We start from the raw sequence: 13,245 nt of genomic DNA on the forward strand, positions 1-13,245 counted from the left end.
GGTAGTCTGACTTATAACCCTATTATTGGTCAGCTTGTAGTTGGGAACCAATCATTTCAAATGGGTAGAACCTGGAATGTGAATGGTGGTGTCCAGTTAAGCCAGCAGTTATTTAATCAACAGGTTTTCACAGGCCTGCAAGCCGCAAAAAAAAGTGAAAAATATTATAGCCTGACCGCTGATTACACTGAAGAACAGGTAATTGAAATGGTCGCTAACAATTATTACCAGGTTTTGGTTAGCAGACAGCAATTAAACGTAATTGATACCAACATCAAAAACGTTAAAGTTGTAGAAAAAATCATTTCTAATCAATATAAGAATGGTCTGGCTAAAAAAATTGATGTAGACAGAATCAAAGTAAACCTGACTAACCTGCAAACTCAGCGTGATCAGACGATTAATGCAGTTGTACAGTTAGAGAATCAGTTAAAATATTCAATGGGTATGCCGGTTGCAACAGCGATTACATTACCACCGGATGAATTCAGTAAAGTGGAGACTCTACCTGCAATGGCAGATAGTATCAACGTGGAAACAAGAACGGAAATCAGATTACTGACCATTCAGAATGAATTACTGGGCTTACAGCGCAAAGCTTACGTTTCAGAATATTATCCGCAACTTTCTTTAACAGGCAATATTTCCAGAACCGGTATGAGTGATAAATTTGATTTGCTTTCCCGCCATGGACTGACTACTTATTATAACTCTTCTGCAATCGGATTAACGCTGAGCGTACCGATATTTAATGGCTTTGCAACCCGTTCAAGAATACGTCAGGCAGATGTGGATATCAAGAAAAACAATGAAGATATCAGACAAACTAAAAACACGTTAAACCTGGCTTATGAAAATGCTAAAATTCAATTAAAAGATAATATCAATACGATCAAAGCACAACGTCAGAATGTGTTGCTGGCACAAGAAATCTATAACAGTACACAGAACAATTACAATAACGGACTTGCTGCGCTAACAGATCTTCTCGATACTGAAAATGCATTAACATCAGCACAAAACAGCTATACCCAGGCATTACTGAACTACAAAATTGCCGAAATACAACTAATCAAATCAAACGGAAATATAAAATCACTATTAAAATGAAAAGAGGAATTATAACAGTCATTCTAATTATAGTTGTTATCGGAGCTATCGCTTTGGTATTGAAAGGCAATAAGAAGAAAAATGACGCGCAAACGGCTTTGGTAGCTCAGGGAAGTGGTGCTATCAGTGTACGCGTGGCTCCAGTGAAAAAAGTAGCCGTTGATTTGGATTTTAGTGCAAATGGTAATTTTATACCTAAAAAAGAATTAAACTTCCTATCCGAAAATGCAGGTCGTATTACCAAAATCTATGTAGAAGAAGGTGACCGTGTACACAAAGGACAGGTTTTAGCCCATATCGATGCTGAAATTATTAATACAGACAGACAAAGAAACTGCACAGGCAGGATTAGATAATGCAATCAGAGACGAAGCAAGATATGCGAGTTCTTTTCAAACAGGCGGAGTTACACAACAACAGCTTGATCAGGCTAAACTAGCTACAAGAAATGCAAGACTGAGACTACAAAGTTCTGCAAGAAGAGTAAGTGATGCCAATATCAAATCTCCGATTGATGGTATAGTGAATAAAAAATATATTGAAACCGGTGCTTTTGTTACTGCACAGGGTACGCAATTGTTTGAACTGGTTGATGTTTCAAAATTGAAACTGAAAGTTAATGTAAACGAAGGTCAGGTAGCAAACCTGAAAGTTGGTGAAACAGTACAGATTAAATCAAATGTATTCCCTTCGGATAATTTCTCAGGAAAAATCACTTTTATCGCTCCTAAAGCTGATGAAACTTTGAATTTCCCAATTGAAATTGAAGTAGACAACAATCACAAGAATACAATCAAAGCAGGTATGTACGGAACTGCAATCTTTAAATTCCCTGCTCAGGCAGCTACGATCACTATTCCCCGTGGTTCATTTGTGGGTAGTGTAAGCAGTAACGAAGTTTTTGTGCTTGGCGAAGGAAACACAGCAAAGCAGCGTAAAGTAGTTGCAGGTAGAATCATCGGTGATCAGGTAGAAATTCTTGATGGTTTGAAAGAAGGTGAGACGGTGATCATCAGCGGTCAAATCAACTTGATTGACGGCAGTCCGGTTGCAATTATAAAATAATATCAGATCAGCATATAAATCTATATATAGATGAAATTAACAGAAATATCAATAAAAAGGCCTTCGCTTGTCATCGTGGTATTCAGCGTACTGACATTGCTGGGTTTATTGAGCTACTTCTCTTTAAGTTATGAGTTGCTGCCCAAATTCTCTCAGAATGTCGTCTCTATTTCCACGGTATATCCGGGTGCTTCACCAAGTGAGGTAGAAAATACCGTTACCAAGAAAATTGAGGACGCGGTATCCTCCATGGGAGAATATTAAGAAACTGAATGCGGTTTCTTACGAAAGTTTATCCGTTGTGACCATCACCCTGAATGATAAGGCTAACGTCGATTTATCATTAAATGAAGCACAGCGTAAAGTAAATTCAATTCTTAAGGATTTACCAACAGACGTAAAACCACCTTCATTAAATAAGTTCTCTTTAGATGACTTACCAGTGATTACAATGTCAGCATCTGCTAAAATGGATGATGCATCGTTTTATGATCTGATTGACAAACGTATTGCCCCAATTATATCAAGGGTTAATGGTGTGGCACAGGTTAACCTTGTTGGTGGACAAGAACGTGAAATTGAGGTTGGTCTGGATGCAGACAAGATTCAAGGTTACGGCTTATCTGTTTTACAGGTTCAACAATCAATTTTAACATCAAATCTTGACTTCCCTACTGGTAGTGTAAAAACACATGATCAGGATATCTTAATCCGTTTATCTGGTAAATATAAAAACGTAGATGAACTGCTGCGTAAATTAGTTGTAGGTACAGGAAAAGACGGCGCTCAGATTCGTTTGCAGGATATCGCAGATGTAAGGGATGCACAAAAAGAGGTAGAAAAACTAGCGCGTATTGACCGTAAAGGAGCTATTGCGATACAGATCATCAAACAATCTGATGCGAATGCGGTAGAGGTAAGTAAAAGTGTTCACAAGGTTATTGAAACACTTCAAAAAGACTATGCGAAAAATGAGCTGAAAATAATCATCGCAAATGACAGTTCTATTTTCACCTTAGAATCTGCTGATGCGGTAATCCATGATTTATTGCTTGCAATTGTTCTGGTAGCTTTTGTGATGCTTTTCTTCTTACATAGTATTAGAAATGCACTGATCGTAATGGTTTCTATTCCTGCTTCACTGATTGCAACATTTATTGGGATCAGCGTATTGGGGTATACCTTAAACCTGATGTCATTACTAGGACTATCCCTGGTTGTTGGTATTCTGGTCGATGATGCAATTGTGGTATTGGAAAATATTTACCGTCACATGGAAATGGGTAAAAACAAAGTTCGTGCAGCATACGATGCAACCAGCGAAATTGGTTTTACAGTAGTATCCATTACCCTGGTAATTGTCGTGGTATTCTTCCCGATTGCTGTAAGTACAGGTTTGGTATCAAACATTCTTCGTCAATTCTGTGTCGTAGTAATTATTGCTACTTTACTTTCCTTACTAACCTCTTTCTCTATTGTCCCTCTTTTATCATCCCGTTTTGGTAAGTTAGAAAAGATAGAAGGCAAAAACATTTTCGGTCGTTTCATCTTATGGTTCGAAAGTCAGTTACGTAAATTCACTATCTGGATTACAAGTATTTTAACCTGGTCTTTAGCCAATAAAGGAAAAACAGTACTGATTGTATTGGTGATGTTCTTTGGTTCATGCGGACTAATTCCGGCAGGCTATATCGGAACTGAATTTTTCCCTAAAAGTGATAAAGGAGAATTCCTTGTACAGATAGAACTTCCTAAAGATGCATCTATCTATAGAGCAAACAAATCTGGTGACCCAAAAAGCAGAAGCCTTTTTGGTTAAAAAACCAGAAATTCTGCAATTGATTACCACTGTAGGACAATCAAGTGGTGACTTTGGAGGAACACAAGCTACAGCTTATAAATCTGAGATCAATGTAAAACTGGTTGAGCGAAGTAAACGTGAAGACGTATCCAGTATTTATGCGACCAAGGTAAGTCGTGAACTAGCCAAAATATTGGTTGGCGCAAAAGTAAAAACTGTTCCGATCAGTATTTTAGGTATCGCAGAAAATGCACCTATTGAACTGGTAGTAATGGGTTCAGATTTAGACAGTGCGATGAAATATGCCGAAGGCGCTAAAGCTGTTCTGGCTAAGATCAAAGGATCTGCAGAGCTTAAGTTATCAGTTGAGAATGGTAGCCGGAGATTAACGTACAGGTAGACCGCGATAAGATGGCTGCACTTGGTCTTACCCTGCAAACAGTGGGTGCAACTATGCAGACGCATTTAGCGGAAATACAGATGGTAAATTCCGTAGAGGAGAATATGAATATGACATCAACATCCGTTACCAGACATTTAACCGTAAAAACATTGACGATGTAAAAAATCTGATCTTTGTGAATACTGCAGGTAAACAGATTAAGTTATCTCAGTTTGCAGCGATCACCAATGGTTCCGGCCCAAGTCAGCTGGAAAGAAGAGACAAGAGTACTTCTGTTTCAGTAAGAGCACAGTCCATCGGACGTCCGACAGGTACTATCGTCGCTGAATTCCAGCAACAATTGTTAGACCTGGAGAAATCAGGTAAACTTAAAAAACCTGTAGGAGTAAGTTACGTATGGGCCGGTGATGCCGAAAATCAAGGAGATGGTTTCGGAACTTTAGGAATAGCCTTATTGGCTTCAATCATTCTTGTTTACCTGATTATGGTAGCCCTTTATGATAGTTTTGTTTATCCTTTTGTAGTCATGTTCTCGATACCTTTATCGGTTATCGGAGCGCTGCTTGCACTAGCATTAACTAATAATGCATTAAATATATTTACGATTTTAGGTTTGATCATGCTGATCGGACTGGTAGCTAAAAATGCGATCATCCTGGTCGATTTCACCAACCAAATGAAAGCTGAAGGCAAAACAACACATGAAGCACTTGTTTTGGCCAACCATGCTCGTTTACGTCCCATTCTGATGACTACTATTGCGATGGTAATCGGTATGATGCCGATTGCGCTTGCAGGTGGTGCAGGTGCAGAATGGAAAAACGGTCTGGCCTGGGTAATTATAGGAGGGCTTTTAAGTTCGTTATTCCTGACACTTATTGTAGTGCCGGTAATGTACCAGATCTTTGATGGTATCCTTGAGCGTCTTGGATTCAATAAAAAAGGAGTCACTATTGAAGAATTAATGGTAGAACCTTATGATCATAAAGAAGTTCATGAATACGATTTAGATCATCAGCATTAAGATGATTTAATATAAATTCAGAAAAGGAACCCATTGTGGTTCTTTTTTTTTTGTGTTATAACATTTTATAAATCAAAGCATATGACGATCATCAAATATACAGTACCCTTTATCCTGCTTTTAACCTGTTCTTTCATAGTTAGCGCGCAGCAGCACCCGCCCGTGTTTGAAGGTATGACCACAGACAGTACTAAAACCATGCTTGGAGATCTTGAATTGAATCTGGTTAAATACAGTTATAACACCCCCAGCATTAATTTTCTAGCCATTCATGATAACGAAGATACCGGTGTAAAAGCTGCCTTCGACTACATTGCTATGAATGGCGGAAGTATATTAGATTGTCAGTATGGAGGAGCAAGGAATTTTAAATTTATAGAAGACGATATAACCTATCAGACCGACCCTAACAGTATTTATACAGATGAGGGCATTCCAATCGGACTAGAGAAATACGGAGCATCTAATCAAGCCGTAATCACTGAAATGAAAAACACAGGCAAGACTATTATGAAAACTTATAACTATGATAAACAGGGCTATATATTTACCCTTCATAATAATGCCGACGGCGGATTCGGCATTCAGAGCTACTTGCCGGAAAATGAATTGGGCAGCACTGCCGATTCAGTTCATGTAAACTACGAGATGGACGAAGATGACATGATCTTAGTTACAGAGCTTTCAGTATTCAATCTGCTGAAAAAAGAAAATGTAAATGTAGTCCTGCAATCTCAGGAAGCAGTAGATGATGGTTCACTTTCCATCTATGCCATGCAGAATCATATTCCTTATATCAACGTAGAAGTACAACACGGTCACATGGATGAAAACCTCAGGCTAATTCAACTAGGCGTAAAAGCAATGGCAGAAGCCCATCCAAAATCGGGCATAAAAAAACCCGCAGCAAGTACCGCGGGTTTTTAATGATTTATAAACAATTCTAGATATGAATCGCTCTGTTTGCAGTCGCAGCCATAGCTGCTTCTTTAATAGCTTCAGTATAAGTTGGGTGTGCATGGCAAATTCTTGCGATATCTTCTGCAAGCACGGAATTCCATGGCTACAACAGCTTCAGCAATCATATCAGCAGCACGCGGACCGATCATATGAACACCTAATATCTCATCGGTAGCCTCATCAGCCAGTACTTTTACAAATCCATCTGTATCCATACTTGCTTTAGCACGTCCGCTAGCTTTGAACGGGAAAGATCCTGCTTTATATTTCACACCTTTTTCTTTCAGTTGCTCTTCAGTATAACCTACCGATGCAACCTCTGGCCATGTGTAAACAACACCCGGAATCAGATTATAGTTAATATGTGGTTTCTGACCTGCAATAGTCTCTGCTACAAAAACACCTTCGTCTTCCGCCTTGTGCGCAAGCATAGCACCAGTAATTACATCACCAATTGCATATACACCTTGTACAGCAGTTTCTAAGTGTGCATTTACAGGTATTTTGTTACCGCGTTCTTCAGTTTTGATCCCAATGTTTTCTAAACCTAATCCTGCAGTATAAGCCGTACGGCCAACAGCAACGATATACAGTAATCAGCTTCTAAATTCACCTCTTCGCCTTTAGCGTTCAATGCTGAAACAGTTACTTTTTTTCCTTTTGCAGTTGCACCAGTTACTTTATGTCCCATAAAGAACTCCATTCCCAGTGACTTCTTCAATACACGCTGTAACTCTTTACCTAAACCAGCATCCATTGTCGCAATGATTGAAGGCAGGTATTCTACTACAGAAACCTTAGTTCCTAAACGTGCATAAACAGAACCTAACTCCAATCCAATTACACCACCACCGATAACGATCATAGTTTTTGGAACTTCTTTGATATTCAATGCTTCTGTCGAAGTAATGATTCTTTTCTTATCAATTGGTAAAAATGGTAAAGCAGTAGGTTTGGATCCCGATGCAATCACTACATTTTTAGCTGTGATCGTTTCAGATGTTCCGTCAGTTTTAGTAATCTTGATTGTATTTTTATCTACAAAAGATCCTAATCCTTCAAAACTGTCAATTTTATTCTTTTTAAACAGGTAAGTAATACCCGCTGTATTTTGCGCAACCACATCGTCTTTACGTGCGATCATTTGTGACATATTTACACTCAGATCCTTCAGGTCAATCCCGTGGGTAGTGAAAGTATGTGCAGCATTATGATAATGCTCTGAAGAGTCTAACAATGCTTTAGATGGAATACAACCTACATTTAAGCAAGTCCCACCAAAAGTTTTATATTTTTCTATAACTGCTGTTTTTAACCCTAATTGTGCACATCTTATTGCGCTAACATAACCACCAGGACCAGAACCAATAATAACGACGTCGTATTGCATAATGATAAAATTTTGTTGTACAAAGTTAATAATCCCCAATAGAAATAAGGCATCAAGAAGGGTGTTTCTTGTTAATCTTTCAATTAATCAATACTACTTCGGTAGTTGACAATACTCCTTTACGTGTAGTATGATTCAAAAACTTCCCATTTACCTTTGTAATACGGTAACCTTCAAACGTTTTTAAACGCCCCGTACCTTCAACCCCTGGCTGATATACTGATTAATAACCTCAGTATCCGCGTAAAGTAAATAGGGTTTTGGAGGCAATAAAGACTTATCGCCATCTGTTAAAAAGTAAAGTGGTGCATTTAGATAGAAATCCATTCCAAAAGCAAAGCCGATACGACTTCGCACCACAGGCAAGTCCTTTTCATTATGTTCATTAATCCAAAATGCAGCTTCACTATCACCCTGATACTTTACTAACCGTGGGTAATAAGCCAGGTTAAAATACAGATTTACAAAAAAGGCGATGGTACAAACCTGGAAGAACACTTTATAGCGGCCGTTAACAGGTGCAAAACTTACAATGATAAATAAAACAACTGCTCCTGATAACAATAATGCAGAAAATACAGTGATGTTATCCGGCTGAAAAAAATAATGCAGTACAATAATCAGGAACATCATAATCCCCCCCACGATGAGCTGCATGATCCTGATTGCTTTTACCGAACGTTCCAGTTCAGGTTACATACATATTGGGCACAAATAATCGTAAAAAAGGGAAATAGTATAGTAACATAAAAGGGAAGCTGGAACTTTGATAAAGAAAAGATCAGCAACGTTAGTAAAGAGCCCGATATACAATACCACTCTGCCTGCAATGGCTTTTTGAAGTTCTTGCGAAAAAACTGAAATACCGCAGTATAAAAAAGCAGGCTCCAGGGTAAAAAAGCCCATAAAATGGTATGCAAAAAGAAAGTAGGATCACCACTGGACTTCTTGATCGGGCCATTGTTAAAGAATCTTCCAAACTGACTGTCCCAAAAGAAAAACCTGATCCCTGACACACCCTGACGGCCAAAAATAACTTTATCCGGATGGATATCAAACTGATTGTACAGCGTATAAAGTTCAGGGAGCATAAAAACAAAAATCAGTGCCAAAGCAATCAGCCATCTGATATTAAATACCATTGTCCAGTTTTTGCTGATTAGCAAATGTCCGCCAATCGCCCCTCCAATAGGAATTAATGCAAAAATACCCTTAGTCATTACCGCACAAGCGGCAAATACAGAAGCAATTACTAAATGCAGAAACCATTTCTTCCCTAAAGATTTATAAAAATGATAGACACTTGCAATTATCAAACCCGTCAAAAAAGGCTCTGCGCGAATATCCATTGTACAAATCAGAATGTGCTGTGCCGTTAATAAAAACAAAGCCGCCCATAACCCGACCTGTTTAGAATAGAGTTCTTTGGCAAATTTATACGTATAAATAGCTGCTAAAAGCACAAAAAGTATTCCTGGCAATTTATATGCCCAGGTATTGATTCCAAATACCTTAAAGAAAACAGCAGTTATCCAAAAGGGGAAATGCGGCTTATCCAGCCAGTCCTTTCCTTCAACCAGTAAGTCGCTGAAATTATTATGCTGAGCCATCCCTTTAGCAATGGTGGCGTATAAAGCACCATCAGGCCCAATAACTGTAACAAATAACCCAGTGAAATTTAAGAACACAGCGAACCCGATAAAAAGGTAAAGCCATTTTGTAGTCTGATCTGCCAGTATTTTTTGCATAGCCAGGGTTTAGATTAATTTTTCTTTGTCAGGAGATTTAAAAACAAAGAAATAGTTTGCGCTGAAATTCCAAAAAAAAAAACAATAAATATAGCTGCTGCCTTACTGATGTAAAAATTAACAAGCAGCATATTATTTAATAGAAAAATGATAGCTGAATTTAAAAGCAGGCCGATTAATGAAACCGTAAAAAAAGCGGTAAACTGTAATCCTGATTTTGATTTATTATCCTTGAATGTCCAGTTACGGTTGATCAGATAATTACAGATCACAGCCACTGTAAATCCTATCCCATTTGCCAGAAACTTATTAAAATTCAGTTCATCCTTAAAAAACCAGGTCAGCGAAAAATCTATAACCAACCCGCATACCCCTGTGATTCCAAATTTAATAAATGCCAGAAGTTTTGGCGTTAGTAAAGAAGAAAAATAAGCTATACTGAATTTTTTTTTGCGGCATGATTGGTCATTAGGAGAACCAAAGGTACAATCATTTTAGAATTGAGGGTCAAAATGAGTAACATTTTAGATTATATAGCCCTCTGTCTTATAAAAAAGAACTGATATCCCTTATATTTAGACCATCTAAACTTTTCATATGAACCCTTCTAATAAAATGTTCTGGGTGGCACTCTGCCTCCTCTTAACAAGCTATTCATCAATAGCACAGGTAACGGATTCGGCCTATATCCGTGAGAACTACACCAAAATTGAAAAACAAATACCAATGCGGGACGGAGTTAAGCTGTTTACTGCGATTTATATTCCGAAGAATAAAGATCAAAAATATCCTTTCCTGATTAACCGTACCCCATATACGAGCTCGCCATATGGAGAGAACAAATTCAAAACCAGTTTAGGCCCCGATGCTTTGTTCATCAAAGAAGGCTTTTTTTTTTGTTTATCAGGATGTTCGCGGCAGATGGATGAGTGAAGGTGAATTTTTCGATGTACGTCCTCATATTGCCAATAAAAAGAGTAAAAAAGATATAGATGAAAGCTCTGATACTTATGATACCATTGACTGGCTGATTAAGAATATCCCCAATAACAATGGCAAAGCAGGAATATATGGGATTTCTTATCCGGGATTTTATTCAACAGCATCTTTACCAGGTGCCCACCCGGGCCTGAAAGCAGTGTCTCCACAGGCTCCCGTAACAGACTGGTTTCGCGGAGATGACTTTCACCATAACGGTGCATTTATGCTGGCAGATGCTTTTAACTTCTACTCTGTATTTGGCGTTCCAAGACCACACCCAATAACTCCGGACAAAGGCCCTAAAAGCTTTCAGTTCCCTATCAAAGATAACTATCGCTTTTTCTTAAGTGTTGGTGCACTAAAAAATGTTAAGCTGAAATATTTTGGTGACACGATTAAATTCTGGAATGATATGATGGCCCATGGCACTTATGATTCTTTCTGGAAAGCGATGGATATCCGTCAGCATCTTACTTACAGCTATAAAACCAGCAGTTCTGGTTGTTGGCGGTTTCTTCGATGCCGAAGATGCTTATGGAGCTTTACATACCTACAAAGCCATTGAGGAACAAAATCCAAAAGCTAAAAACAACTTAGTGATGGGGCCATGGTTCCATGGAGGCTGGGTAAGAGGAACAGGAAGTAGTTTTGGCGATATACAATTTGGGCAGCCAACAAGTAACTGGTATCAGCAAAATGTAGAATTCCCATTCTTTATGCAATACCTGAAGGATAAAAAAGATGCAGATTTAGCAGAAGCAACTATTTTTCTGACCGGCAGCAACGAGTGGAAAAAATTCAGCAGCTGGCCGCCAAAAGATACAGAAGAACAAACCCTGTATTTTCAGGAAGATGGTAAACTGAGCTTTAAAGCACCGGAAACAGAAACTGGTTTTGATGAATATGTGAGTGATCCGAATAACCCGGTTCCTTATCAGCAAGGTATACAGGAAAAGAGAACAAGAGAATATATGATCGATCGACGATCAGCGTTTTGCTGCACGCAGACCAGACGTTAAAGTTTATCAAACAGACATTCTTACCGAAGACATTACTTTAACAGGTCCGCTGCTGGCTAAACTTTCAGTATCCACTACCGGGACTGATGCCGATTATATTGTTAAATTAATCGATGCCTATCCTGAAGATGAGGCTCAGCCTGCTGTTAACCCAAATGGTATTATCATGGGTGGTTATGAGATGCTTGTTCGCGGTGAAGTGATGCGCGGTAAATTCCGCAATAGCTTTGAAAAACCAGAAGCTTTTGTTCCGGGCCAGGTGACCAAAGTAAATTACAGTCTTCCAGATGTAGGACATACCTTTAAAAAAGGACATAGAATAATGATCCAGGTACAAAACTCATGGTTTCCGTTAGTGGACAGAAACCCTCAGAAGTTCCTGGATATTTATCATGCAGAAGATAAAGATTTCCAGAAAGCAACCCACCGTATTTACCATGACAAAGCCAATACGTCCTCATTAACAGTGACCGTATTAAAACCATAATTAAAGCATCAACCCGACATACAATAAATAGATGAAAAGATTATTTTTAAGTACGCTTATTGTACTGAGCGCCTTAATCAAGGCAGATGCACAACTTCTGAAAGGGAAGCACAATTTCTCCCGTGCAGATACTTTAAGAGGTATGCTGACACCATTACGAACCTGCTACGATATCAACTACTACCATCTGGATGTAAAAGTTGATATCGATAACAAATCAATCAGTGGAAGTAACGAATTCAATTTTACGGCTACAACCGATTTCAAACAACTCCAATTTGATCTGTTCAGTAACCTTAAAGTTGAAAAGGTAACCTATAAAAATCAGGAATTACCTTTCAAAAGAGAATTCAATGCTGTATTCGTGACCTTCCCTTCCACGATCAGAAAAGGAGCAAAAGATAAATTCGAGGTCTTTTATTCAGGAAATCCAGTCATTGCAAAAAACCCACCGTGGGATGGTGGGTTTTTTTTCAGTAAAGATAAGGCCGGAGCCCCCTGGGTTTCTGTGGCCTGTCAGGGTTTTGGTGCAAGTTCATGGTGGCCAACCAAAGAGCACCAAAGTGATGAAGTGGATAGTGTGCTGATCAGTATCAGCGTCCCTAAAGATTTACAGGAAATATCAAATGGCCGTTTACGTAGCATAACAGATCAGCCGGACGGTTATAAACAATACAACTGGTTTGTGAGTAACCCAATCAACAACTATAACATTACCTTTTACATTGGAAAATACGCCCACTGGACGGATCTCTACAAAGGAGAAGACGGAGATCTTACCTTAGATTACTGGTCATTAAAAGCAGACAGTGCAGTAGCAAGAAAACATTGGGATGCAGATGTAAAGCCAATGCTCAAAAGCTTTGAACATTGGTTTGGCCCCTATCCCTTCTATAAAGACGGATATAAACTTGTACAGGCACCACACCTGGGAATGGAACATCAAAGTGCAGTTGCTTACGGGACCAATTTAAAATGGGATACCTTGGTAATGACCTTTCAGGTTCAGGCTGGGGATTAAAATTCGATTTTATTACAGTGCATGAAAGCGGCCACGAATGGTTTGGTAATAATATAACCTCGAAGGATATCGCCGATATGTGGATCCATGAGAGTTTCACTAATTATTCAGAATCGCTGTTGGTTGAGTCACTGTACGGAAAAAAAAAGCATCCACCGATTACGTAGTCGGCATCAGACATAAAATTCAGAACGATGTTCCAATAATAGGTACCTATAACGTAAACAGTGAAGGTT

Annotated in this window: 9 protein-coding genes and 3 pseudogenes; 8 read left to right on the plus strand and 4 right to left on the minus strand. The window is 38.7% G+C overall.

The genetic code is table 11. From position 1 onward, the window contains the following. Window positions 1–6 precede the first annotated feature (6 nt). The 5 genes and pseudogenes from ACWYN3_RS24080 (at window position 7) to ACWYN3_RS24100 (ending at window position 6,330) form a co-directional block, all read left to right on the plus strand. Entirely contained in the window at window positions 7–1,110 is a 1,104-nt protein-coding gene (locus tag ACWYN3_RS24080; protein ID WP_456223136.1) for a TolC family protein, read from the plus strand. Beyond that, window positions 1,107–1,466 (plus strand): biotin/lipoyl-binding protein, encoded by a 360-nt coding sequence (locus ACWYN3_RS24085; protein ID WP_456216675.1) that lies wholly within the window; start codon window positions 1,107–1,109, stop codon window positions 1,464–1,466. The genes ACWYN3_RS24080 and ACWYN3_RS24085 overlap by 4 nt, the downstream gene beginning before the upstream one ends. Next, complete coding sequence (locus tag ACWYN3_RS24090; protein WP_456216676.1) at window positions 1,411–2,175, plus strand: efflux RND transporter periplasmic adaptor subunit; 765 nt, start codon at window positions 1,411–1,413, stop codon at window positions 2,173–2,175. The genes ACWYN3_RS24085 and ACWYN3_RS24090 overlap by 56 nt, the downstream gene beginning before the upstream one ends. A 30-nt stretch (window positions 2,176–2,205) precedes the next feature. Further along, a pseudogene (locus tag ACWYN3_RS24095) lies at window positions 2,206–5,403 on the plus strand (efflux RND transporter permease subunit). Between the two features lie 81 nt (window positions 5,404–5,484). Further along, window positions 5,485–6,330: a hypothetical protein gene (locus ACWYN3_RS24100; RefSeq protein WP_456216677.1), complete on the plus strand. Its 846-nt coding sequence runs from the start codon at window positions 5,485–5,487 to the stop codon at window positions 6,328–6,330. 16 nt (window positions 6,331–6,346) lie between these two features. On the opposite strand, the pseudogene lpdA reads toward ACWYN3_RS24100, so the two are convergent. The 4 genes and pseudogenes from lpdA to ACWYN3_RS24120 all read right to left on the minus strand — a co-directional run bounded on the left by lpdA (window position 6,347) and on the right by ACWYN3_RS24120 (window position 9,863). Further along, window positions 6,347–7,753 (minus strand): annotated as a pseudogene (lpdA, locus tag ACWYN3_RS24105) (dihydrolipoyl dehydrogenase). A 183-nt stretch (window positions 7,754–7,936) separates the two neighbouring features. After that, window positions 7,937–8,410: a hypothetical protein gene (locus ACWYN3_RS24110; RefSeq protein ID WP_456216678.1), complete on the minus strand. Its 474-nt coding sequence runs from the start codon at window positions 8,408–8,410 to the stop codon at window positions 7,937–7,939. 14 nt (window positions 8,411–8,424) lie between these two features. Continuing rightward, the gene (locus ACWYN3_RS24115; RefSeq protein WP_456216679.1) at window positions 8,425–9,501 is read right to left on the minus strand and encodes an ArnT family glycosyltransferase; all 1,077 of its coding nucleotides are present in this window, start codon (window positions 9,499–9,501) and stop codon (window positions 8,425–8,427) included. Between the two features lie 14 nt (window positions 9,502–9,515). Then, window positions 9,516–9,863 carry a GtrA family protein gene (locus ACWYN3_RS24120; protein ID WP_456216680.1) on the minus strand — a complete coding sequence of 116 codons (348 nt, stop codon included), beginning with the start codon at window positions 9,861–9,863 and terminating at the stop codon, window positions 9,516–9,518. Window positions 9,864–10,116: 253 nt separating this feature from the next. On the opposite strand from ACWYN3_RS24120, the pseudogene ACWYN3_RS24125 reads away from it, so the two are divergent. The 3 genes and pseudogenes from ACWYN3_RS24125 to ACWYN3_RS24135 all read left to right on the plus strand — a co-directional run bounded on the left by ACWYN3_RS24125 (window position 10,117) and on the right by ACWYN3_RS24135 (window position 13,176). Further along, window positions 10,117–11,988, plus strand: a pseudogene (locus ACWYN3_RS24125) (CocE/NonD family hydrolase). Between the two features lie 31 nt (window positions 11,989–12,019). Next, a complete protein-coding gene (locus tag ACWYN3_RS24130; protein ID WP_456216681.1) occupies window positions 12,020–13,009 on the plus strand; it encodes a hypothetical protein in 990 nt (329 codons plus the stop codon). Further along, window positions 12,964–13,176: a M1 family aminopeptidase gene (locus tag ACWYN3_RS24135; RefSeq protein ID WP_456216682.1), complete on the plus strand. Its 213-nt coding sequence runs from the start codon at window positions 12,964–12,966 to the stop codon at window positions 13,174–13,176. Before ACWYN3_RS24130 ends, ACWYN3_RS24135 begins: the two co-directional genes overlap by 46 nt. The last annotated feature ends 69 nt before the right edge of the window (window positions 13,177–13,245 follow it).

It is taken from the genome of Pedobacter sp. NJ-S-72, from assembly GCF_053890575.1.